General features: G+C 62.9%; 17 protein-coding genes. 8 read left to right on the forward strand and 9 right to left on the reverse strand.

Translation table 11 applies throughout. The features are described from left to right. The coding region (locus ACILRN_RS05125) for a 2-hydroxyacid dehydrogenase (RefSeq protein ID WP_395686180.1) at positions 1-390 on the forward strand (390 nt) is incomplete at its 5' end. Positions 391-701: 311 nt separating this feature from the next. On the opposite strand, the gene ACILRN_RS05130 is transcribed toward ACILRN_RS05125, so the two are convergent. After that, the gene (locus ACILRN_RS05130; RefSeq protein ID WP_395686182.1) at positions 702-1463 is read right to left on the reverse strand and encodes a gamma-glutamyl-gamma-aminobutyrate hydrolase family protein; all 762 of its coding nucleotides are present in this window, start codon (positions 1461-1463) and stop codon (positions 702-704) included. Positions 1464-1529: 66 nt separating this feature from the next. On the opposite strand from ACILRN_RS05130, the gene ACILRN_RS05135 reads away from it, so the two are divergent. Both ACILRN_RS05135 and ACILRN_RS05140 read left to right on the forward strand, forming a co-directional pair. Continuing rightward, complete coding sequence (locus ACILRN_RS05135) at positions 1530-2300, forward strand: SDR family NAD(P)-dependent oxidoreductase (RefSeq protein ID WP_395686184.1); 771 nt, start codon at positions 1530-1532, stop codon at positions 2298-2300. Positions 2301-2309: 9 nt separating this feature from the next. Then, positions 2310-3512, forward strand: a complete 1203-nt coding sequence (locus ACILRN_RS05140) for an acyl-CoA dehydrogenase family protein (RefSeq protein ID WP_395686187.1) — start codon at positions 2310-2312, stop codon at positions 3510-3512. A gap of 170 nt (positions 3513-3682) precedes the next feature. Here ACILRN_RS05140 and chrA read toward each other — a convergent pair whose 3' ends face one another. After that, positions 3683-4990: a chromate efflux transporter gene (gene chrA / locus ACILRN_RS05145; protein WP_395686189.1), complete on the reverse strand. Its 1308-nt coding sequence runs from the start codon at positions 4988-4990 to the stop codon at positions 3683-3685. On the opposite strand from chrA, the gene ACILRN_RS05150 reads away from it, so the two are divergent. Then, positions 4989-8390, forward strand: a complete 3402-nt coding sequence (locus tag ACILRN_RS05150; protein ID WP_395686190.1) for an indolepyruvate ferredoxin oxidoreductase family protein — start codon at positions 4989-4991, stop codon at positions 8388-8390. The two genes, chrA and ACILRN_RS05150, sit on opposite strands and share 2 nt — an antisense overlap. On the opposite strand, the gene ACILRN_RS05155 is transcribed toward ACILRN_RS05150, so the two are convergent. Next, on the reverse strand, positions 8391-9335 hold the full coding sequence (locus ACILRN_RS05155; RefSeq protein ID WP_395686192.1) for an arginase family protein: 945 nt from the start codon (positions 9333-9335) through the stop codon (positions 8391-8393). Positions 9336-9340: 5 nt separating this feature from the next. Beyond that, the gene (locus ACILRN_RS05160; RefSeq protein WP_395686194.1) at positions 9341-10309 is read right to left on the reverse strand and encodes a sensor histidine kinase; all 969 of its coding nucleotides are present in this window, start codon (positions 10307-10309) and stop codon (positions 9341-9343) included. A 124-nt stretch (positions 10310-10433) separates the two neighbouring features. On the opposite strand from ACILRN_RS05160, the gene hemH reads away from it, so the two are divergent. Continuing rightward, positions 10434-11456 carry a ferrochelatase gene (gene hemH / locus ACILRN_RS05165; RefSeq protein ID WP_395686196.1) on the forward strand — a complete coding sequence of 341 codons (1023 nt, stop codon included), beginning with the start codon at positions 10434-10436 and terminating at the stop codon, positions 11454-11456. Between the two features lie 66 nt (positions 11457-11522). Here the strand turns inward: hemH and ACILRN_RS05170 are convergent, their stop codons facing one another. Together ACILRN_RS05170 and galU are read right to left on the reverse strand one after the other, a co-directional pair. Then, a complete protein-coding gene (locus ACILRN_RS05170) occupies positions 11523-12527 on the reverse strand; it encodes an SIS domain-containing protein (protein WP_395686198.1) in 1005 nt (334 codons plus the stop codon). 56 nt (positions 12528-12583) lie between these two features. Further along, the gene (galU, locus tag ACILRN_RS05175) at positions 12584-13474 is read right to left on the reverse strand and encodes a UTP--glucose-1-phosphate uridylyltransferase GalU (RefSeq protein ID WP_395686200.1); all 891 of its coding nucleotides are present in this window, start codon (positions 13472-13474) and stop codon (positions 12584-12586) included. Positions 13475-13573: 99 nt separating this feature from the next. Here galU and galE point away from each other — a divergent pair, with 99 nt between their 5' ends. Genes galE through ACILRN_RS05190 form a run of 3 tightly spaced genes read left to right on the forward strand, consistent with a single transcriptional unit; the run spans position 13574 to position 16788 of the window. Continuing rightward, the gene (gene galE / locus ACILRN_RS05180) at positions 13574-14566 is read left to right on the forward strand and encodes a UDP-glucose 4-epimerase GalE (protein WP_395686202.1); all 993 of its coding nucleotides are present in this window, start codon (positions 13574-13576) and stop codon (positions 14564-14566) included. Between the two features lie 24 nt (positions 14567-14590). Further along, on the forward strand, positions 14591-15802 hold the full coding sequence (locus ACILRN_RS05185; RefSeq protein WP_395686204.1) for a lytic murein transglycosylase: 1212 nt from the start codon (positions 14591-14593) through the stop codon (positions 15800-15802). After that, positions 15802-16788, forward strand: coding sequence for a DUF459 domain-containing protein (locus ACILRN_RS05190; RefSeq protein ID WP_395686205.1), 987 nt, complete (start codon positions 15802-15804; stop codon positions 16786-16788). The genes ACILRN_RS05185 and ACILRN_RS05190 overlap by 1 nt, the downstream gene beginning before the upstream one ends. Here the strand turns inward: ACILRN_RS05190 and ACILRN_RS05195 are convergent, their stop codons facing one another. The 3 genes from ACILRN_RS05195 to gltB are packed head-to-tail and all read right to left on the reverse strand — an operon-like array spanning position 16789 to position 23492. Then, positions 16789-18207: a glutamate synthase subunit beta gene (locus ACILRN_RS05195; RefSeq protein WP_395686207.1), complete on the reverse strand. Its 1419-nt coding sequence runs from the start codon at positions 18205-18207 to the stop codon at positions 16789-16791. It lies immediately after the preceding gene. A gap of 14 nt (positions 18208-18221) precedes the next feature. Beyond that, a complete protein-coding gene (locus ACILRN_RS05200) occupies positions 18222-18812 on the reverse strand; it encodes a glutathione S-transferase family protein (protein WP_395686209.1) in 591 nt (196 codons plus the stop codon). A 6-nt stretch (positions 18813-18818) separates the two neighbouring features. Continuing rightward, positions 18819-23492 (reverse strand): glutamate synthase large subunit, encoded by a 4674-nt coding sequence (gltB, locus tag ACILRN_RS05205; RefSeq protein ID WP_395686212.1) that lies wholly within the window; start codon positions 23490-23492, stop codon positions 18819-18821. Positions 23493-23645: the final 153 nt, after the last annotated feature.

The raw sequence follows: 23645 nt of genomic DNA on the forward strand, positions 1-23645 counted from the left end.
CTGGACCAGATGCTGGCCAGGATGGACATCGTCTCGGTCAACTGTCCGCATACGCCGGCGACCTATCACCTGCTATCGGCGCGTCGCCTCAAGCTGATGAAGAAGGAAGCGATCATCGTCAACACGGCGCGTGGCGAGGTGATCGACGAGAATGCGCTTGCGCGCATGCTGGAGGCGGGTGAGCTGGGTGGGGCTGGGCTTGACGTGTTCGAGCATGAGCCTGCTGTAAATCCGCGTCTGCTCAAGGCCAAGAAGGCGGTGCTGCTGCCACACATGGGATCTGCCACCATCGAAGGCCGCATCGACATGGGCGAGAAGGTCATCATCAACATCAAGACCTGGGTCGATGGCCACAATCCCCCCGACCGCGTCCTGCCGTCGATGCTGTGAGGGCGATTGCCCGCTCCTCAAGTCCACCTGTCCCTGCTGGCAGGCCCGTGGCCTGGTCGGGGTAACGGCTGAGACCAATTGCGGGATTGCGTCGATATCGCCACCGAATTAAACTCTGGGGTGAAGTTTGGGTTGACGGCGGTTGTGCGCCGCTCTTCTACCTCAGCGATATCAGCGTCACGCAGACGGTTGATTTCGTGATGAAGGCCGGGATGATCTACAAGGGCGACTGAAGGCTGCAACTGCCCGGGCCGACCGGCGCCAGAGATTCTTGGTTGACCCGGGACGATCCAGTCAAGCCGCACAACGCGCTAGCCGCTGCGCCGATTCTTCGCATAAGCCCGGACCGCGTCACCGAAGGCTGTGAATAGCCGCACTGAATCCGGGTTGTTCAGCGCCTTGAATTCGGGATGCCATTGGGTGCCGATGGCAAACCCGCGCGCATCGCGGACTGAAACGGCCTCGATGATGCCGTCAGGTGCCGTTGCTTCCACAGCAAGACCCTTGGCCAGGCGCTTGATGCCCTGACGGTGGATGGAATTGACCATCGTTTCACGCTTGCCGAGGATCTGTTCCAGCCGTCCCCCCGGGCGGATGTTGATGACATGGGCCGGCGCATAGCGCACATCCACGTCGTCATGCTTGGGCGCCCGGTGGTCGAGGCGGCCTTCAATTTCCTGCAACTCCGTCTCGAGCGTTCCGCCCATCACGACATTGAGTTCCTGAAAGCCGCGGCAGATGCAGAACAGGGGCATGCCTCGCGCCAGCACCCTCTCGATGAGGCGCAGCGTGGTGGCGTCGCGCGCGTGGTCGTATGGCTCATGCGCGGCTGAGGGCTGTTCGCCATAATGTGGCGGGTGCACGTTCGAGGGCGCACCGGTCATGACGATCCCGTCGAAATGGTCGAGCAGCGCCTCCAGCGCAACCGCATCCGAGATCGATGGTATCATCACCGGCAGGCAGAGCGCGGCCTCGGCCACTGCGCGCACATATTTGTCACCAATCGAGTGAAACAGAAAACCATGGCTTTCATAGGTGTCCGCCGGAAGGCCGACGAGAGGCTGATAGGTCATTTCCGATCCTTGTGGACGGGCTGATTTGGCGTCTAGATAGCCCGAGCAACAGGGGAAAGTCCAACCATGGCTCCGATCACGCTCGCCCAGAAACTCTTCGACCTCACAGGCGAGGTGGCGTTGGTGAGCGGTGCATCCTCGGGCCTTGGCCGCCGGTTTGCACAGGTGCTTGCTGCCCACGGCGCAAAAGTGGTGGTTGCGGCGCGCCGGGCAGACCGTCTGGAAGGGCTGGCCGGTGAAAGCGAAAGGTTCTTTCCGCTTGCCGTGGACGTGACGGATGCCCCACGGCTTGCTGCGGCCCTTGATGCTGCGGAAGCGGCGGCAGGTCCGCTTACATTGCTCGTCAACAATGCCGGAATTGGCGGTGGCGGACGCATCGTCGATACGCCCGATGAGGCCTGGGAGCAGGTGCAGAAGACCAATGTCGATTCGGTCTGGCGTCTTTCCCGCCTCTTTGCCCAGCGGCTGATCGCGCGTCACAGCCCGGGTGCCATCATCAACATCGCCTCGCTGGTGGCGGGGCGGGTGGGGCTTTCATCGGCTAGCTATGCCGTGAGCAAGGCGGCGGTACTGCAGATGACGCGGGCACAGGCCTTCGAGTGGGCGCGGCACGGAATAAGGGTCAATGCAATTTCGCCCGGCTATGTTCATAGCGAGATGACCAGCGAGTTCCTGGCGAGCAAGGCTGGCCAGGACATGGTCGGACGCAGCCCGCAGCGCCGTGCGGGTAATGCCTCCGACCTCGACGGTGTGCTGCTGCTGCTGGCCTCGCGCCGCGCCTCGGGCTTCATGACCGGAGCCGACATTGCCGTCGACGGCGGCCACGCCCTGGCCTAGGAGAGATCCATGGATTTTTCGCTGTCACCCGATATCGACCAGCTTCGCCGCAAGCTGCGCAGCTTCATCGATGCCAAGGTCATCCCGCTCGAAGCTGACCCGCGCAACTACGATGACCATGACAACATACGCCAGGACGTGCTGGAAGGCATCAGGGCCGCGGCAAAGGCGGAAGGCCTGTGGGCGCCCCAGATGCCCCGTGCGCGCGGCGGTCTTGGTCTGCCGGTGACGGGCTGGGCCACGTTTTACGAAGAGGCGAACCGCTCGATCTTTGGGCCCTTGTGCTTCAATTGCGCAGCGCCCGACGATGGCAACATGAGCGTGCTCAACAAGGTGCTGTCCACCGATGCCGCGAAAGACCGCTGGCTGCAGCCCATCATCGACGGCAAGATCCGCTCTGCCTTCGTGATGACCGAGCCCAGCCCCGGCTCGGGTTCGGATCCGGGCGGCATGATGCTGACTCGGGCTGAAAAACAGGGCGGCCACTATGTCATCCGTGGTCGCAAATGGTTCATCTCGGGCGCTGACGGCGCGAGCCATTTCATTCTCGTGGCGCGCACGTCCGATGATCCGCGCCGGGGCCTTTCCGCGTTCCTCTATCACAAGGATCAGCCAGGCTGGCGCATCGTCCGCCGCATTGCCACCATGGGTCCAGAGGAACTCGGCGGAACCTGCGAGCTGGAATTCAACGGCCTTGTGATTCCCGAAGAGAACCGCCTTCTCGAGGAGGGCGATGGCCTGCGCCTCACGCAGATCAGGCTGGGGCCGGCGCGCCTTACCCATTGCATGCGCTGGCTGGGCCTGTCGCGGCGGTGCCTTGAAATCGCCCAGTCCCACGTCGGTGGGCGCAAGGCATTTGGCTCGTTGCTTTCGGAGCGCGAAAGCGTGCAGATGATGCTGGGCGATGTGGCCGCCGACATCGAAAAGGGCCGCCTGCTCACCATGCTGGCGGCCTGGAAGCTCGACAGGGGCGAAAAGGCGCAAAAGGAAATTGCCATGGCCAAGATCCACGTGGCTGATACGCTGAATCGCGCCGCCGATGTGGGCGTGCAGCTTCTGGGCGCGCGTGGCTATTCCAAAGACACGGTGCTGGAGTGGATCTACCGCTATGCCCGCTGCGCGAAGCTGGTTGACGGCGCCTCGGAAGTGCACAAGATGGTACTGGCGCGAAATCTGGCCAGGGACGGCGTTGATTTCTGGAACTGGGGATAGAGCAATAATCGACCTGATTGAATCGCACCGCCATATGCGAAGGGCAGTAGCATTTTGCGCCGTGATGGCGGTGGACGTCTCGACCAGGCCACAGGCCCGCTCATTGCCATTCTCCTCGCCATAACGCGAAACTCATCCGGCGGTACTATTCAATCAGGCCTGCTCTTGCTCTAGAAACCGAGCTTCCACGCCGCCCCGAGCGCCGCGCTCAACGCCAGCACCGGCACGATCCCGAGGGGAAGGCGAAGCAGCGCCAGGGTGGCGAGAGCGGTGAGCGCCAGCGCGAAAACATCGAGATTGCTCCACGCCGGAATCCAAGGCTGGAACCAGCCTTGAAGCCGGCCGACCTGGCCGAACAGCACATGCAGCCCAAACCATAGCGACAGATTCAGGATCACGCCCACCACCGCGGCCGTTATGGCGGCGAGCGCGCCCGCAAGCTTCGGGCGCTTGCCGATTGCCTCGATGTACGGCGCGCCTGCAAAGATCCACAGGAAGCAGGGCGTGAAGGTCATCCACAGCGTCACCATCGCCGCGGCAATGCCACCCCAGACCGACCCCATCTCGCGGAAGCCTGCGAAATAGCCCACGAACTGCGTGACCAGAATCAGCGGTCCCGGCGTGGTTTCTGCAAGCGCCAGGCCGTCCATCATCTCTGCCGCCGAGAGCCAGCCCTCGGTTTCGACTGCTGCCTGCGCCATGTAAGAGAGAACTGCGTAGGCTCCACCGAATGTGACGAGCGCCAGTTTCGAGAAGAACACGCCGACCTCGGTCAGTACGTGATGTGGCCCGAGCAGAAGGGCGAGGCTGGCCAGCGGCCCCAGCCACACGGCGGCCCATATCGCAACCGTGCGGGCAAGGGCGCGCCAGTCCGGCAGGGTGCCGTGATCGGCTTCGGCGCGCCCCGGTGCATGCCAGGCGCCCACGAGCGCTGCCATGATGATGACCAGTGGAAACGGCAGTGCAAACAAGAACAGCGCGATAAAGGCCAGCGCTGCGATCATCCAGTCCAGCCGCGTCGCAAGCGCCCGGCGCGCCACGCGCAGCAGGGCCTCGACCACAATGGCCAGCACCGCAGCCTTGACGCCGTAGAACAGGGCGGCGACGAGCGGCAGCGCGCCGAAGGCCGAATAGAGCACGGTGAGCGCCAGCACGATCATCGCACCTGGCAGCACGAACAGCAGGCCCGCCGCCAGGCCTCCCCTGACCCCGTGCAGCCTCCAGCCGGCATAGGTGGCAAGCTGCATCGCCTCGGGTCCGGGTAGCAGCATGCAGAAGTTAAGCGCGCTCAGGTAGTCTTTTTCGGAGAGCCAGCGGCGCTGGTCGACCAATTCGCGGTGCATCAGTGCGATTTGGCCCGCCGGGCCGCCAAATGACAGCAGTCCGATGCGCGCCCACAGCCGCAGCGCCTCGCCGAAACTGACCCGTGGCGCCGGAGCATTTGGAATATCCATGGCGTCCAGTATAGTTGTGCCCATGTCCAAGTCGACCCACAGCCTCGCCGACCTTTATGACCTTTCGATAACGCGGCTGTTTCTTACCGGCCCCCAGGCGATCCTGCGCATGGTGCTGATGCAATCCGAGCGCGACAGGCAGGCTGGCCTCAACACGGCGGGCTATGTGTCGGGCTATCGTGGCTCGCCGGTGGGTACGGTGGACAACCAGTTCCAGGCCGCCAGACACGTGCTCGCGCCGCGCAACATCGTGTTCCAGCCAGGCCTCAACGAGGATCTTGCCGCCACGGCCCTGTGGGGCAGCCAGCAGGCCGAGATGCGCGGCGAAGGAAAGTACGACGGGGTGTTCGGGCTCTGGTATGGCAAGGGACCTGGCGTTGACCGCTCGGGGGATGTCTTCCGCCATGCCAACATGGCCGGTACCTCGCCCCATGGCGGGGTGCTGGCGCTGGCGGGCGATGATCATTCCGGCGAATCCTCCACCGTGGTTCATGCCAGCGATATTGCGCTGATGGATGCAATGATCCCGGTTCTCTCGCCGGCTGGCGTGCAGGAAATCATCGACTTCGGACTGATGGGATATGCGCTGTCGCGTCATGCCGGTGTCTGGGTCGGATTGAAATGCGTCCACGATACCGTTGAATCCGCCGCAGTCGTCGAGGCTGGGCCAGATCGGGTCAGGCCTGTGATCCCGGCAGGACCGCCGCCGCCACCAGGCGGCCTCTCCATCCGCCCGCACGACGATCGTGTGCCGCAGGAGGAACGGCTGTACATGCACAAGCTGCCTGCGGTGAAGGCCTTTGCGCAGGCGAATACACTGAACCGTATCGTGCACGATGGCGGAGCCTTGCCCAGGCTTGGACTCGTGGCGGCGGGCAAGGCCTATCTCGATGTGCTGCAGGCGCTGGATGACCTTGGCATCGGCAAGGCAGAGGCGGAGCGCCTCGGCCTCAGGCTGCTCAAGGTTGGCATGGTCTGGCCGCTCGAACCGGGCATAATCCAGACCTTCGCCGAAGGCCTGCAAACCATCATGGTGGTTGAGGAAAAGCGTTCGCTGATCGAAGCTCAGATCCGAGATATTCTGTATGCAGATAAAAATCGTCCGGCGGTGATTGGCAAGCAGGATGAAGCCGGCGGCACGCTGTTTGCCCCGCACGGCGTTCTGGACCCCAACCTGATCGCCCAGGCCATCGCCTCGAGGCTCCCGGGCTGCGTGGCGGCGCCCGCCATGGCTCCTCCGGCCAATCAGTCTGACCTCGTTGCACGCATTCCGTATTTCTGCGCTGGCTGCCCGCACAACTCCTCGACCGTCTTGCCAGAGGGTGCACGTGGTTATGCTGGCATCGGCTGCCACTGGCTGGCGCAATTCGTGCCCGATCGCAGGACCGAGGGCGCCACCCAGATGGGAGGGGAAGGCGCCAACTGGGTTGGCGAGGCGCCATTCTCGACCCGGCCGCACATGTTCCAGAACATCGGTGACGGCACTTATAATCACTCGGGCCTGATGGCCATTCGTCACGCGGTCATTGCTGGAACCCCGATCACCTTCAAGATCCTCTACAATGATGCCGTTGCCATGACGGGTGGCCAGCGCAATGACGGCAGCCTGAGTGTGAGCCAGATTGCCAAGGAGATGCGTGCCGTCGGCATCGACCGGATTGCAGTGGTCTCGGATGATCTGGACAAATATGCTGCACCGGCCGGGTTTCCCGCCGGGGTCTCGTTCCACCACCGTGATGCGCTGCAGGCAGTTCAAGCGGAGATGATGACGATTCGTGGCGCGAGCATCATCATCTATGACCAGACCTGTGCAGCCGAGAAGCGGCGCAGGCGCCGCAAGCGCGAGTTACCGGACCCGAACCGCCGGGTGATCATCAATGAGCTGGTGTGCGAAGGCTGTGGTGATTGCGGCACGCAATCCAACTGCGTGGCGATCCAGCCGCTCGAAACCGAATTTGGCCGGAAGCGCCAGATCGATCAGTCCACCTGCAACAAGGATTTCTCCTGCATCAAGGGTTTCTGTCCCAGTTTCGTGACGGTTGAGGGTGGAGAGCTGAGGAAACCCACAGCGGGAAGCGTCAGTGATCTCGATGCGGTGCCGTTTCCTGTCCTGACCGAGCCGGAACTGCCACCGCTCGACAAGCCATGGAACATTCTGGTGGCGGGTATCGGCGGCACCGGCGTTGTCACCATCGGCCATGTTCTGGGCATGGCCGCGCACATCGAGGGCAGGGGTGCAGCACTGATCGACATGGTTGGCATTTCACAGAAGAATGGAGCTGTCGTTACCCATCTGAAGATCGGCGCGCGGCCCGCAGACATCTCGGCGGTGCGGGTGGCGCGCGGCCATGCAGACCTCATTCTCGGCTGTGATCTTGTAACCACGGCGTCAGCGCGAATTCTGGCTGGCGCCTCGCGCCAGCGCAGTCACGCGGTGGTCAACAGCCACGAGGTGATGCCTGCGCATTTCACCCATGACGCTGATTTCGACGTGCAAGGTGAGGCGCTCGGCCTGCGCGTGGCTGCCGCCGTCAAGCCAGGTGGCTTTTTTGCCATTGATGCCACTGAGATTGCCACCCGCCTGCTGGGCGATGCCATTGCCGCCAATCTGTTCACGCTCGGATATGCCTGGCAGAAGGGCCTGATCCCGGTGTCGCGTCAGGCAATCGCTGCGGCGGTTGAACTCAATGGTGTGGCTGTGAAGATGAACCTCGCAGCCTTCACCTGGGGTCGCCGTGCAGCCGCCGAGGGGACGGCACTGCTCGGGCTCGTTGCTTCCAGGCAGTCACCCAAGCCCCAGACCCTCGATGAGATCCTCGCGCGGCGCGTTGCTTTTCTCACGGCCTATCAGGATGCTGCCTATGCCCGGCGCTACCGTGACATGGTGGTGCGGGCTGCCGCCGTGTCGGAGCCGTTTGGCAAGGCTGTTGCCCACAGCCTGTTCAGGCTGATGGCCTACAAGGACGAATATGAAGTGGCCAGGCTTTACACCGACGGCAGCTTCGCGGAGCAACTGTCGCGCCAGTTCACGGGCAAGTACCGGCTGACCTTTCACCTGGCGCCGCCACTGCTCAGCCGCGCGGCCGAACCAGCCAAGAGGCCGTTCGGGTCGTGGATGATGACCGTATTCCGGCTGCTGGCGCCATTGCGGCGGTTGCGCGGCACGCCACTGGATGTCTTTGGCTACACGGCTGAGCGCCGACAGGAGCGTCAGCTGATCACGGACTATCTCGGCCTGATCGAAGGCCTCCTGGAGCGGCCGCAACAGGCGCGCACGGCCGTGGCGCTCGAGCTTGCCTCGCTGCCTGCCAGCATCCGCGGCTTTGGCCATGTCAAGCAGCAGTCCATCCTGAAGGCAAGGACACGGCAGGCGGAGTTGTTGCGGCTGCTTGATTCGGGCGAGGCGCTTGCTGCCGCCGAATGATCAGGCGCCGCGTGGCCTGACATGGGCAATCACATTGGCGGCAATGCGCGCCGCAGTGAAGGCTGCGGTCTTGTCATGGTCCCGGTTCGGCACGAATTCCACCATGGCGAAGCCCGCGATGCGTGCCTTGGCTGCCACGCCAGCAATGAGGTCGGTCACCTGAGTGTAGGAGAGGCCGCCTGGTGAGGGGTAGGCGACGGCTGGCATCACGGCCGAATCCAGCGCGTCACAGTCGAGGCTGATCACGCAGTCGCAGTCTTCCGGTATGTGTTGCAGCACCGCCGCAACTCCACTGTGATGAATGTCGCGCGAGGTCAGGATGCGCGCGCCCCAGCCCTGGGCATCCCGTACCTCACCCTCTCGTGCGGTTCCGATGCCCCGTGCGCCCGCCTGGACAATGCGCCAGACGTGGTCGTGCTCGGAGGCGCGCCGCATGGTGGAGGAAAATCCCATGCTTTCGCCTTCGCGCTCCTGACGCCAGTCAATATGCGCGTCGACCTGCAGCACGACGATTGGCGGCTGTTCGGCGTAAGCGGCCAGAAACGGAATGGGAACCGAGTCATCGCCTCCGAACATGATTGGCACTGCCCCGGCATCGAGGATTCGGCGGGTGGTGGCCTCGATCTTGGCGCGGTTGCCTGGTCCATCCAGCGGTTTGGTCTTGAGATTGCCGAGATCACAGGCCTTCTGGCCATGGCGCAACAGGATGCCGCCGAAGTCCCAGTCCCAGGAGTCCAGCCAGTCGGCATCTGGCGCAAGTGCCTTGCGAAAGGCATCCGGTGCGCGGGAATGGATGCGGTTGTCGGTCGAGGCATAGGGTGTGCCATGGCGCGCGCCAAACACTGCTGCGTCAAAGCCCTCCGGGTCCGGGGCCCTGACGGTGCCCAAAAAGGGCGGAATGGCGCGGGTCTTCGGCGGGATCGCGACGGTGATGGCGGTGGTCATTGCTGTCAGGCGGCCTGGGCTGCGGTGCGCCAGACGACGCGTTTCTCAGGCAGCAACAGGCGCACGGCCGTGCCGCTGGCTGCATCTGGTGTCAGCACGATATCGCCGCCGTGCAGCAGCGCCACGCGCCGTGCAACCGGGAGCCTAAGGCCGCCGAGGCTGTGTCCGGTGCGAAAGGGTTCGAAGATCTGCTCAACGCTGCCGCCCGGCACGAGGCCTGCGGGCTTGGCGCCGATTTCGACTGCAATGCCGCCATCTGCCTGCTTTGCCAGGGCCACGTCGACAATATCCTGCCCTGCAGAGGCCTGCATTGCCCAGACAGTGAGGGCTGCGATGGCCTGTCCCAGCCTGTCCGGATCGCAGTGAAGTTCCACGCCGTCCAGCAATCGCGCCATGATGAGCCGCTCGTGTGCATCGGCCTCAGCTTGGCAGAGTGACAAGGCAGTTTCAACGAGTTCGGCGGCATCCACCTGCCGTTCGGCGAGCCGCAGCCGGCCGCGTTCGAAGCGGGCAAAGTCATGCAGGTCGGCGGCAAAGGTCATCAGCGACTGGCTGCTGGCTGAGACAAGGCGGGAGGCCTCGCGCCAGCTCGCCTCGTCGCGGATGACAGCTCCCTCGGCACAGCTCTGGGAATAGGACTGGATCAGTTGGGCGGGTCCAAGGACTTCCGTTGCGACGGTTTCCAGCAGGCGCAGGCTTGACCAGTCCGGGCCGCCTGGCGCCTTGGCATTGACCGCCGGATCGGCCTCTCGAGCCTGCCGGGCGGGTGTGGTGTACCAGTAAAAGCCCCAGCCGGAGAACGCGAGCAGCAGCGCCGCGATCAAGAAGCCGGCAATGAGCACTGCGCCCAGCGCGTCGACCGTCACATAGACAGCCGCCACCGCGGCGATCAGGCCGGTGAAGGCGATGGCGCCCGCCATGGCTGCCATGATCGGCAGATTGCCAGGAAACATCCCTGGAAAGGTGCGTTTCAACCCAAAAACCCCGGTCGCAGCGGAAAATCTCGCCCAATATGATCTTTTGGGATTTTCAAGACGTTAACGGCAGAGTAGTCACTGCCGCGCAGAGACGCGGCGAACAGGACGGTGCAGGGCTTCCATGAGTGTGCTTCCCCAAGGGCACCCCCCATTCAAGGTGGGCAAGATCGGCGTGTTGCTGATCAACCTCGGCACGCCGGAGGGTACGTCCTACTGGCCGATGCGCCGCTATCTGAAGGAATTCCTGTCTGACCGGCGGGTCATCGAGGTGAACCCGGTGCTGTGGTGGATCCTGCTCAATGGCATCATCCTGTCAACCAGGCCGGGCAAGAGCGGGCACGCTTATGAGCAGATCTGGAACCGCGAGCTCAACGAATCTCCGCTCAAGACCATCACCCGGTCGCAGGCGGAAAAGCTTGCGGGCAGGCTCGCCCATGTGCCGCAGGTCATCGTCGACTGGGGCATGCGCTACGGCTTGCCACCAGTGGGCGAGCGCATCGCCGCGCTCAAGGACCAGGGCTGCGACCGCATCCTTCTGTTTCCGCTCTACCCGCAGTACAGCGCCTCGACCACCGCCACTGCGCTTGACAAGGCCTATGACGCGCTGAAGGCCATGCGCTGGCAGCCGGCGGTTCGCACTGTGCCGCCATACTTCGACAATCCTGCGCATATCGAAGCGCTGGCCCAATCACTGCAGCATCACCTGTCCACCCTGAGCTGGGTGCCTGACATGATCCTTGCCTCGTTCCACGGCCTGCCCAAGGATTATTTCATGGCGGGCGATCCCTATCACTGCCAGTGCATGAAAACCGCACGGCTTCTTGCCGAGCGCATGAACATGCCGCGCGACAAGTTAATGGTGGTGTTCCAGTCACGCTTCGGCAAGGCCGAATGGCTGCAACCCTATGCCCAGCAGACGGTGGAAGAACTTCCCGGCAAGGGTGTGAAGAAGCTGCTGATGATCACGCCGGGCTTCTCGTCAGACTGTGTCGAAACCCTGGAAGAGGTCGCCATCGGACTGAAGGAAACCTTCGAGGAGGCCGGTGGCGAACAGTTTTCCGTCGTGCCGTGCCTCAATGATTCCGAGCCCTCGATCACCATGCTCGAGTCCATCGTGCGCGAAGAGCTGAAAGGCTGGATCTAGGGCGAGCGCTATTGCCGGTAGGTGAAGCGAGACCGGAACTCGATTGGCTTCAACAGCGCAGGCCGATCACACAAGGCCGATGCGCAACAAGTCGTGGATATGAACGAGGCCCACAGGGCGTTGCTCGCTGTCGATCACGAACAGGCTGGTGATTTTCAGTGTGTTGATCTGCTCGAGCGCCTCCGAGGCCAGCGCGTCTGCGCCGATGGTCTTGGGGTTTGCCGTCATGATTGTTGCCGCCGTGCCCTTCAGGAGATCGGGCGACATGTTGCGCCTCAGGTCTCCGTCGGTGATCACGCCTGCCAGACGGCCCGACTCGTCGACAACGCCAAAGCAGCCATAGCTGCGCCGGGTCATGATGATCAGAACCTCGGCCATGGACATGCCGTGATTGCCGAGTGGCAGCTCGTCACGCTTGTGCATGATGTCACGCACATGCTTGAGCTGCGCACCCAGCTTCCCTCCCGGGTGGAACTTGCGGAAATCATGGGCACTGAAGCCCTTGTCTTCGAGAAGCGCCATGGCCAGAGCATCGCCGAGCGCAAGTTGAAGGAGTGTAGATGTCGTCGGCGCAAGGCCGTTGGGGCAGGCCTCGCGCGCCCGTGGCAGCGGTAGCACGACGTCGGCGCCGCTGCCCAGCGTGCTCTCAGGCGCTGCCGTGATGGCAATGAGCGGAACTGCGAAACGGCGCGAATAGGTGAGCATGTCGCGCAGCTCTGGCGATTCGCCGGAATTGGAGATCATGATCACCACGTCATCGGCGGTGATCATGCCGAGGTCGCCGTGACTGGCTTCGGCAGGGTGCACGAAGCTCGCCGGGGTTCCCGTCGAGGCGAGCGTGGCCGCAATCTTGCGGGCCACGTGGCCGCTTTTGCCCATGCCTGCGAGCACCACCCGGCCCTTGGCTTTGCGGATCAACTCCACCGCTCGTGCAAACCCGTCGCCTAGAGGTCCATCGAGGGCGGCAATCAGCTGCTGCAACCCCTCCGATTCGATGCTGAGCGCGCGGCGGGCTGATGCGCGCCACTGCGCGCCAAGGGGAACAGGTGAGGCAATGTGTCTGTTTGGCATGCGCGCCTTCTAGCGCGTTTCGATGCGCGGAGCAAAAGCCAATGGCGGTTACGCCGTCACGGGATGTCTGTGCCCAGGATCCTGCGCAGTGCTGCTCGGAACCCGGGTGCCAGATCCGGCCGGTCCAGCGCGAAGGCGACATTGGCGCTGAGGAAACCCACCTTGTCGCCACAGTCGTAGGTGGTACCGTTATACTTGAGGCCGTGGAAGGGCTGGCGCGCCATCAGCCTGATCATCGCATCGGTGATCTGGATTTCACCGCCCGCACCAGGGGCTTGTTTCTCGATTTCCGCAAAGATGTCCGGCTGAAGGATGTAGCGTCCGGAGATGATCAGGTTGGAGGGCGCCTCTTCCTGTGTCCTTGGCTTTTCCACCATGCCGGTGACGGAGAAGGCATTGCCCTGCCATTCGGCCGCACCCACCACCCCGTAGCGGCTGACCTGATCCCATGGAACTTCCTCGACGGCCAGCACATTGCCGCCGCCACGCGCCTCGTAGACATCGATCATCTGGCGAAGGCAGCCAGGGCTGGCGTGCATCACCATGTCGGGCAGGAGCAGGGCAAAGGGCTCGTCGCCGACCAGCTGGCGCGCGCACCAGACCGCATGGCCAAGTCCCAGGGGCTCGCGCTGGCGGGTGAAGCTGGCCTGGCCCGGCTTTGGCAGCCCGCTGGCGAGCCGGTCAATCTCGGCCTGCCGGCCGCGCGCCTTGAGAACCGATTCGAGCTCGAAGGCGGTGTCGAAATGATCCTCGATCACAGACTTGTTGCGACCGGTGACAAACACGAAATGCTCGATTCCCGCCTCGCGAGCCTCGTCAACGGCAATCTGGATGACCGGGCGGTCGACGACGGGGAGCATTTCCTTCGGCATGGCCTTGGTCGCCGGAAGAAAACGGGTGCCAAGCCCCGCCACCGGAAACACCGCAGTCTTGATCGGACGCACCATGAGACCCTCTTGCTACCCTAAATTGCCATCCTGATGCCGTCTGGCCTTGGGAATGACAGATTCATTGACTTCGCTACACTCAAGGGCGAGGAGATTTCAATGACCATTCTTGTGACAGGTGGTGCAGGCTACATCGGCAGCCACATGGTGCTGGCCCTCCTCGACCGGGGCGAGAGGGTCGTGGTTCTCGACAATCTGTCGACGGGCTTTGACTGGGCGGTTCCCCACCCGGTGGAGTTGATCGAGGGCGACATCGGCGATGAGGCTCTGCTTGACCGCCTCATGCTGGCGCATCGTTTTGATGCAGTGGTACATTTTGCCGGTTCGATCGTGGTGCCGGATTCGGTGCGCGATCCGCTGGGTTACTATCTCAACAACACGGTCAAATCACGCCAGTTGCTCAGTTCGGCCGTGAAGGCACAGGTTCCGCGTTTCATTTTTTCCTCAACCGCCGCCGTCTATGGCAATCCGGCCGCGCAGCCTGTCTTCGAGGATGCCCCTGCTGCGCCGATCTCGCCCTATGGCTGCTCCAAGCTGATGACGGAATGGATGCTGCGAGATGTCCATGTGGCTCATGGCCTGCAGTATGTGGCGCTGCGTTACTTCAACGTGGCAGGCAGCGATCCGCAGGGCCGCACCGGCCAGTCGACGCCGCGCGCCACTCATCTGATCAAGGTGGCCTGCCAGGCAGCCCTTGGCCAGCGCAGCGGGCTTGAGGTGTATGGGACTGATTACGCCACGCCCGACGGAACCTGTCTCCGGGACTACATTCATGTCAGCGACCTCGTTGCCGCACATGTCGACGCACTTGTCCACCTTCGCCATGGCGGCGAGAGCGGCATCTTCAATTGCGGCTATGGCACAGGGTATTCGGTGCTCGAGGTCATCAAGTCGGTGGAACGGGTCAATGGGGCGCCGCTTCCCGTGACTTATGGTCCGCGCCGTGCCGGAGATCCTGCCGCCATCGTGGCGGGTGCCGCCCGAGTTCGCGAGGTTCTCGGATGGATGCCAAAGCATGAGAACCTTGATTTCATCGTCGAGACTGCGCTCGCATGGGAGCGCAAGCTCATGCTTCGCAACACTGCGACCTGACTGCGCATGATCCGGGATGACATAATGAGTCGACTTCTCATCAATCGCCGCCTGTTCATCGCTGTTGCGCTCACGCCCGTGCTGGTGAGGCCGGCTCTTGCCGACCCGAAGTTTGAAGCCTTCATCCAAAACAGCTTGTGGCCGCGCCTGAAGGCGGCTGGCATCTCGCGCGCCCTGTTCGAGCAGGGCTTCGAGGGCATCACCGAACCTGACCCAGCCGTGCTGAAATTGGCTGCCAATCAGCCAGAGTTCACTTCAACCACCGGCGAATATCTGTCCAAGGCCGTAACACCCATCCGCATTGCAACCGGCAACTCCAAGAAGGTCGAAGAGGAGACACTGCTCTCGGCGATCGAAAAGAAATATGGCGTGGATCGCCACATCCTGCTCGCCATCTGGGGCATGGAGTCCAACTTCGGCAAGGACAAGGGCTCGATGAGCGTGATCCGCTCGCTGGCCACCCTGGCCTATAGCGGGCGCCGCAAAGACTACGGCAACGAACAACTCGTTGCCGCCTTCAAGATACTCCAGCGTGGCATCGTCAAGCCTGATAATTTCAAGGGTTCGTGGGCGGCTGCGATGGGCCACACCCAGTTCATTCCCGCTTCCTACCTGTCCTACGCCGTCGACTGGACGGGCGACGGCCGCAGGGATATCTGGAATTCCAGGCAGGATGCGCTCGCCTCCACTGCCAACTATCTGGCCAAGGCGGGTTGGAAATCAGACCGTCCATGGGGTTGGGAAGTCATCTTGCCCAAGGGCTTCAACAAGGCCCTGATCGGCCGGTCACACTGGCGTCCGGTTGCCGCCTGGCAGGACATGGGCGTGAAACGTGCCGATGGTGAAAAATTTGGCTCGCTCAAGGCTGAAGCCTTCATCATGGTTCCGCAGGGCGTATCTGGTCCACGCTTTCTGGTGACGCGGAACTTCCTTGCCATCATGGACTACAATCTCTCGCATTCCTATGCGCTGGCAGTTGGCCACCTGGCCGATCGCATCCGCGGCATGGGGCCGTTCGAGGCGGCCTGGCCAGAGGTCAATTTCGACCTGAGCTTCGAGCAGCGGGTGGAATTGCAGAAACGGCTCAATGCCCTGGGCTTCCAGACCGGCGGCAGCGATGGCCGCTTCGGCGCCCGCACCTATGAGGCGATCCTTGCCTACCAGAAGAAGGCGGGCCTGCCGCTGGACGGGCGTCCATCCCTGAAACTTCTCGTGCATCTGCAAAAGAACGGCTGATGAAACGGTTCACTGTCCTGTTCACGCTGCTGGCGCTGATGGCGATGCCCGCTGCGGCGCAGACCGGCGAGGCCGCACCCCCGGCGCTACGCATACTGGTGATTGGCGATGCGCTCGGCGGAGGCTTGGGTGCGGGTCTGCTCCGCAGCGCGGAGGCAAGGCCAGGCTATGAGGTCTCACTGCGCTTCAACGAGGAGTCTGGTCTTGCCCGCCCCGAAATCTATGACTGGGCGGCAACGCTGCCAAAGATCCTTGAGGGCAACTCCTTTGATGTCATCGTCGTCATGCTGGGCGCGAATGATCGTCAGGTGATCCGCGATGGTGACGCGCGGCTTGATTTTGGCAGTGCTGAGTGGGAGGCCGCCTATCGCCGGCAGACCGACCGCCTGCTGGATGCGCTGCAGGGTTCCGGCGCACGGGTGATCTGGTTGTCGCTGCCACCCGTCGAGGACGAGGGTTATGACGAAGCGCTGCAGTTGATCACGGCACTGCAGCGTCAGCAGGTCGAAACGCGCGATATGATGTTTCTGGACATCCGGCCTCAACTCTCGGGCCCTGATGGGCGGTATGCCGCGTCCGTGACGGACTCCGCGGGCATACTGGTCAGGTTGCGCGGGCGGGACGGCGTCTCTTTCTTCAAGGCGGGCAACACCTTCATGGGCGAGATCGTGCTGGCTGCGATCGCCTCTCCCGATCAACCGGGCACGGCGGCGGTGGCAACACCCGCCGCGGCCTTGCCGGCTGGCGTGCCGCTGTTTGGCCAGGCGATGATTGGCCAGGCGCCCTACACCGTGCAGCCAGAGGGCGTGACGGCCAACGCCATGCTGCTGGCGCAGGGCGGTCTCGATCCACAGACTGCGCTCAAAACCCTGCGCGACATTTCGCCAAGTGGAAGCGGTGCCGAGCGGCTGTTCCGTCTGGGCGATGCTCCGGCTGCTCCGATGGGTCGCGCTGACGATTTCGCAATCAGTGACTTCGCACCCTGATCAGCGCGGCAAGGTGGTTTCGCCCATCAGATATTCGTCGACTGCGCGGGCAGCCTGTCGTCCTTCGCGAATCGCCCAGACCACCAGCGACTGGCCGCGGCGCATGTCGCCTGCCGCAAAAACCTTTTGCACCGAAGTCTTATAGTTTGCCACGTTGGCCTCGACGTTGCCGCGGCCATCGAGCTTTACGCCCAGACCCTTCAACAGGCCGTCATGCAACGGGTGGACGAAACCCATGGCGAGCAGCACCAGATCTGCCTTCAGTTCGAATTCACTGCCTGGCACTTCCTTCATGGCGCCGTCGACCTTCACGCAGTGAAGCTTCTTCACCTCGCCGTTCTCGCCCGAGAAACCCTTGGTCAGCACCGAGAAATCACGCTCGGCCCCTTCCATGTGGGAGGATGAGGTGCGCAGCTTCAGCGGCCAGTTGGGCCAGGTGAGCAACTTGTTTTCCTTCTCCGGCGGCTTCGGCATCACCTCGAGCTGGGTCACCGACAATGCGCCCTGGCGCACCGAGGTTCCGATGCAGTCAGAGCCAGTGTCGCCTCCGCCGATCACCACCACGTGCTTTTCGGCCGCCAGTACCGGGCGGTTGTCAAGTGGCGGCTCCTTGGACACGCGGCGGTTCTGCTGTGGCAGGAACTCCATGGCAAAGTGGATACCCGCCAGGTCGCGGCCGGGAATGGGCAGGTCACGCGGCTTTTCCGCGCCGCCCGACAAGACGACGGCGTCAAAGCTGCCAAGCAGTTGTTCTGCATCCTGGGTTACGCCGATATGCGCGCCGTAGTGGAAGGTCACACCCTCCGCCTCCATCACCGCGAGGCGGCGATCGATCAGTTGCTTTTCCATCTTGAAGTCGGGGATGCCGTAGCGCAGCAGTCCGCCGGCCCTGCTGTTTTTTTCGAACACGTGCACGCTGTGCCCAGCGCGCGCCAGTTGCTGCGCCGCGGCAAGGCCCGCGGGGCCGGAGCCGATCACTGCCACCTTCTTGCCGGTCTTCTCACGATACGACTCAGGCTTGATCCAGCCATTCTCCCAGGCCTTGTCAACGATCGCACATTCAATGGTCTTGATGGTGACCGGCGTATCCTCGAGGTTCAGCGTGCAGGAGGCTTCGCAGGGCGCGGGGCAGACGCGGCCGGTAAATTCAGGGAAGTTATTGGTGGAGTGGAGATTGCGTGATGCCTCCTCCCAGTCGCCCAGATAGACAAGATCGTTCCAGTCCGGAATCTGGTTGTTGACCGGGCAGCCATTGTGGCAGAACGGGATGCCACAATTCATGCAGCGTGCTGCCTGGTTGCGCGTTGCCTCCTCGGACAGCGGAATCACGAACTCCTTGTAGTTGCGCACCCTGTCAGCGGCTGGCGTGTAGGTTCTGTCCTGCCGTTCGATTTCGAGGAAACCTGTTACCTTGCCCATCTGTGTTTCCTTCCTCAGTGCCGTGCTGCGATCGCGAGTTTTTCCTCGCAACGCTTGATCCAGCGGATGATGTTGTTGCGCCGCGTCACGTCGAAACCGCCTTCATCGGCCATGCGCGTGTAGGCGAGCAGCGCGATGTCTGCCACAGTGCAATCTGTGCCGACGAACCAGTCTTTGCTGCGGAGCTGTTGATCCATGAAGTCGAGCGCGCGCTCTCCGCGTTCCACGCGCCAGCCCTCGCGCTCCTCGCGCGGCTTTCCCAGATATTTCATCTGGTAGCGGCAAACCGCGACATAGGGTTCGTGGCTGTACTGTTCCCAGAACAGAAGTTCGTCCACCTTCGCCTGCAGATAGGCGTCATCCGGCAGAAGCCCCGAGCCGCGCGCCAGATAACGGATGATGGCGTTCGACTGCGCCAGATGGCGTCCGTCATCGAGCGTCACTGCGGGCACTTGCCCCATCGGGTTCACTGCCAGGAACTCATCTGTCCGCGTCCCGCCAGAGCTGACATCGACCGTCTGCCAGCCGTAGCGCAGCCCAAGGTGATCTGCGGTGTATTTCACCTTCAGACAGTTTCCCGACAGCGGATCGCCGTGGATCAGCATGACTGCCTACGCGCTCCTCTTGACACCGATGGTCATGCCGTCGCTGGTCTTCTGCGCGGCCTCCAGTTCCTGCAGGGCTCGGGCATATTCGACTGGCATCACCTTGACGAATTTCGGCAGGAAGCTGGCCCAGTTGTCGAGGATCGTCCTGGCTCGGGTCGAGCCCGTATATCTCACATGGCGCGAGAGCAACTCCCACACCCGCTCCGCATCATGCCGGTCCATGTGCGAGGTCACGTCAACAAGCCCGTGATTATGAAGATCGCCCGCTGCATGGTGGAGCTTCTCCCGCGTTGCTTCTTCGGCGGGTACAGGCTGCAGATCGACCATGGCGAGATTGCAGCGCCTTGCGAAGTCGCCGGCCTCGTCCAGCACGTAGGCAACACCGCCCGACATGCCGGCCGCGAAGTTGCGGCCCGTCTCGCCGATCACCAGCACGCAGCCGCCGGTCATGTATTCACAGCCGTGGTCACCCACACCTTCCACCACCGCCACGGCGCCCGAGTTTCGCACTGCAAAACGCTCGCCTGCCACCCCGCGGAAGTAGCACTCGCCGTTGATTGCGCCGTAGAGCACGGTATTACCAACGATGATCGAGCGCTCCGGCAGGAAGCCAATCCTGTCATGTGGGCGCACGATCAGCTTGCCGCCTGACAGGCCCTTGCCGACATAGTCGTTCGCCTCTCCCGTCAGCTCCAGCGTCACACCATGTGCAGCCCAGGCCCCGAAGCTCTGGCCGGCAATGCCACTCAGTTTCACGGTGATCGTGTCTTCGGGAAGGCCCGAATGGCCGTGGCGCTTGGCCAATTCGCCCGACAACATGGCGCCGACGGTGCGGTCATAGTTGTGGATCTGCGTGGTGATGGTCACGGGCGTCTTGTGCTCGAGCGCGGACTTCGCCTCAGCGATGAGCTTGCGGTCCAGAACCTTGTCAACGCCGTGATCCTGGCTGCTCACCCGGCGCGTTGCAACGGGAGCAACCACGTCAGGCCGTGCAAAGATCTTCGCGAAGTTGAGGCCCCTGGCCTTCCAGTGGGCAATGGCCTCCGCTTGGTCAAGCCACTGGGTCTCGCCCACCAGGTCCTCATAGCGGCGCAGTCCCATGCCTGCCATGATCTCGCGCAGCTCTTCTGCCACGAAGAAGAAATAGTTGATGACGTGTTCCGGCTGCCCCCTGAAGCGCTTGCGGAGTTCCGGGTCCTGGGTGGCGACACCCACCGGACAGGTGTTCAGGTGGCACTTGCGCATCATGATGCAGCCCGCTGCGATCAGCGGCGCGGTGGCAAAGCCGATCTCGTCGGCTCCAAGAAGTGCGGCGATTGCAACGTCGCGTCCCGTCCGGATGCCGCCATCGGCCTGCACTGCGATGCGCCCGCGCAGATCATTGGCAACGAGCGTCTGTTGTGTTTCAGCAAGGCCGATCTCCCAGGGCAGACCCGCATGCTTGATCGATGTCAGCGGCGAGGCGCCGGTGCCGCCCTCATAGCCCGAGATCGTCACATGGTCGGCATGCGCCTTGGAAACGCCCGCTGCCACGGTCCCCACGCCCACTTCAGAGACGAGCTTTACCGAAACCTGGCCCGCGGGGTTGACGTTCTTCAAGTCGAAGATCAGCTGCGCCAGGTCCTCGATCGAATAGATGTCATGGTGCGGCGGCGGTGAGATCAGGCCAACGCCTGGCGTCGAGTGGCGCACCTTGGCGATGGTGGCATCAACCTTGTGGCCGGGCAGCTGGCCACCCTCGCCCGGCTTGGCGCCCTGCGCCATCTTGATCTGCATCATGTCGGAGTTGACGAGATATTCTGCCGTCACGCCGAAACGGCCGGACGCCACCTGCTTGATGGCCGAGCGCATCGAGTCGCCATTGGCGAGCGGCTTGAAGCGATCTGCTTCCTCGCCGCCCTCGCCAGTGTTCGACTTGCCGCCGATGCGATTCATGGCGATGGCGAGCGTGGTGTGGGCTTCACGGCTGATGGAGCCAAAGGACATGGCGCCTGTCGAGAAGCGGCGCACGATGCTGGAGGCGGGCTCCACTTCGCTCAGGTCGATGGGCGCGCGCCCCACCTCTTCAGCTGATTTGATGCGGAACAGGCCACGCATGGTCTTGAGCTGTTCTGACTGCTCGTTCACCAGCCTGGCGAAGACCTGGTACTTGTCCCTGGCGTTGCCGCGCACCGCGTGCTGCAAATTAGAGATGGTCTCGGCGTTCCAGACATGCGCCTCGCCGCGGATGCGCTGGGCGTAATCGCCGCCGACGTCGAGTGCGGCGCGGAACACCGGGTTCTCGCCGAACGCATCCTCATGGCGGCGGAAGGCTTCCTCGGCGATCTCAAGCAGGCCCACGCCCTCGATCTGCGAGGAGGTGCCAGTGAAATACTTCTTCACGAAATCGGATGAGAGCCCGACCGCGTCGAAGATCTGCGCCCCGCAGTAGGACTGGTAGGTTGAGATGCCCATCTTGGACATCACCTTGAGGATGCCCTTGTCGATCGCCTTGATGTAGCGCTTCTGCGCTTCATATGCGGTGATCTTCTCCTCGAGCGTGGGAAGCATGTCTTCCAGCGTCTCGAAGGCGAGATAGGGGTTGATGGCCTCGGCGCCATAGCCTGCGAGCACGCAGAACTGGTGCACCTCGCGCGCCTCGCCGGTTTCGACGACGAGCCCCACCGAGGTGCGAAGCCCCTTGCGGATCAGGTGGTGGTGGGTTGCGGAGGTGGCGAGCAGGGAGGGGATCGGCACCCGCTCGGCCGACACAGCGCGGTCCGACAGGATGATGATATTGTAGCCGTCCTTCACCGCGCGCTCGGCCAGCGCACAGACGGAATCGAGCGCTGCTTCCATGTACTCGTGCCCGTTGGCCACGTCATAGGTGATGTCGATGGTGGCGGTACGGAATGGATTGTCCGCAACTGCACCGATGGTGCGGATGCGTTCGAGGTCGTCGTTCGTCAGGATCGGCTGCGACACCTCGAGCCGCATGTGCCTCGAGGTGCCCTCGAGGTCAAGCAGGTTGGGACGCGGTCCGATGAAGGAGACCAGCGACATCACCAGCTCCTCGCGGATCGGGTCGATGGGCGGGTTCGTCACCTGCGCGAAGTTCTGCTTGAAATAGGTATCGAGCAGCTTGGGCCGCTCGGAGAGGGCCGAGATTGGCGCGTCATTGCCCATTGAGCCCACCGCCTCCTGACCAGTCTGGGCCATTGGCGCCATGAGGATCCTGAGGTCTTCCTGGGTGTAACCGAAGGACTGCTGGCGATCGAGCAGAGGCACGGTTGACGCGGCGCGCTTCGTCCGGGGCGCTGGCAGGTCCTTGAGCACGATCTGGGTCCGCTTCAGCCAATCCTTGTAGGGATGGGCGGCGGCCAGTTGCTTCTTGAGTTCGTCATCCGCGATGATACGGCCCTGGGCGAGGTCGATGAGCAGCATCTTGCCGGGCTGCAGCCGCCACTTGTGGGTGATGTGCTCCTCGGCGAACTGCAGACAGCCCATTTCGGAGGCGAGGAGGATGTGCCCGTCATCGCTCGTCATGTAGCGTGACGGCCTGAGGCCATTGCGATCGAGCGTCGCGCCGATCATCTTGCCATCGGTGAATACCATGGCGGCTGGCCCGTCCCACGGCTCCATCAGCGCGGCGTGGTATTCGTAGAAGGCGCGTCGGTCCTCGTCCATCAGCGGGTTGCCCGCCCACGCCTCGGGGATCAGCATCATCATGGCATGCGGCAGCGAATAGCCACCCATGGTCAGGAATTCGAGCGCGTTGTCGAAGCAGGCGGTGTCCGACTGGCCCTCATAGGAAATCGGCCATAGCTTGGAGAGATCTTCGCCCAGCACTGCAGACTTCATGTTTGCCTGACGCGCCGCCATCCAGTTGTAGTTGCCGCGCACCGTGTTGATCTCGCCATTGTGGCAGATGAAACGGTAGGGGTGGGCGAGGGGCCAGCTCGGAAACGTGTTGGTGGAGAAGCGCTGGTGCACCATTGCAAAGGCCGATTCGACGCGCGGGTCCACGAGGTCGCGGTAATAGGCGCCTACATCCTTGCCGAGCACGAGGCCCTTGTAGACCAGCGTGCGCGCCGAAACAGAAACCGGATAATAGGTCTTTGCGCGCTGGCCGAGGATTTCGAGCGCCCGGTTCGAGACCACCTTGCGGCAGACGAAGAGCTTGCGTTCGAAATGAGCCTCGTCGCGGATGGTCGGGCCGCGCCCGATGAATACCTGACGGTGCACGGGCTCGGTGCCCTTCACCGAATATCCGAGCACGGATGAATCGACTGGAACGTCGCGCCAGCCAAGGATCTTGAGGCCTTCCTCGCGGGTTGCCTCCCACCACAGGCGCTCGATGTCCTGACGGTAGACGGGCTCGCGCGGCATGAACAGCTGACCCACGCCGTAGTGACCCGGTCCGGGAAGCTCGAAGCCAAGGCGCATGGCTTCGTCAAGGAAGAAGCTGTGCGGGATCTGCAGCATCAGCCCGGCGCCATCACCGGCCTTGGGGTCGGCGCCTACCGCGCCGCGATGTTCGAGATTCTTGAGGATGGACAACCCGTCTGCAATGATGCGGTGGGACTTGCGGTTGCGGATGTTGGCGATGAGCCCGATGCCGCAGGCATCGTGCTCGTTGCGCGGGTCATAGAGACCATGCGCTTCGGGAAGTCCTTCAGGCCGGTACTGGATGTTCATGGCCGTAACTCCTTGCGTCTTCCTCAACCCACATTGCGATCCCCCTTGAGATGGCGGACCAGTCAATCTTCTGCCCGGATATTGATCGCGTCGGGAGGTGGACCTTCGGGTGGTCCGGGGAACCCATCCGGGCGATCGCAACGCCGGGGCTTT

Source organism: Aestuariivirga sp., from assembly GCF_044238155.1.
Classification (GTDB): Bacteria; Pseudomonadota; Alphaproteobacteria; order Rhizobiales; family Aestuariivirgaceae; genus Aestuariivirga.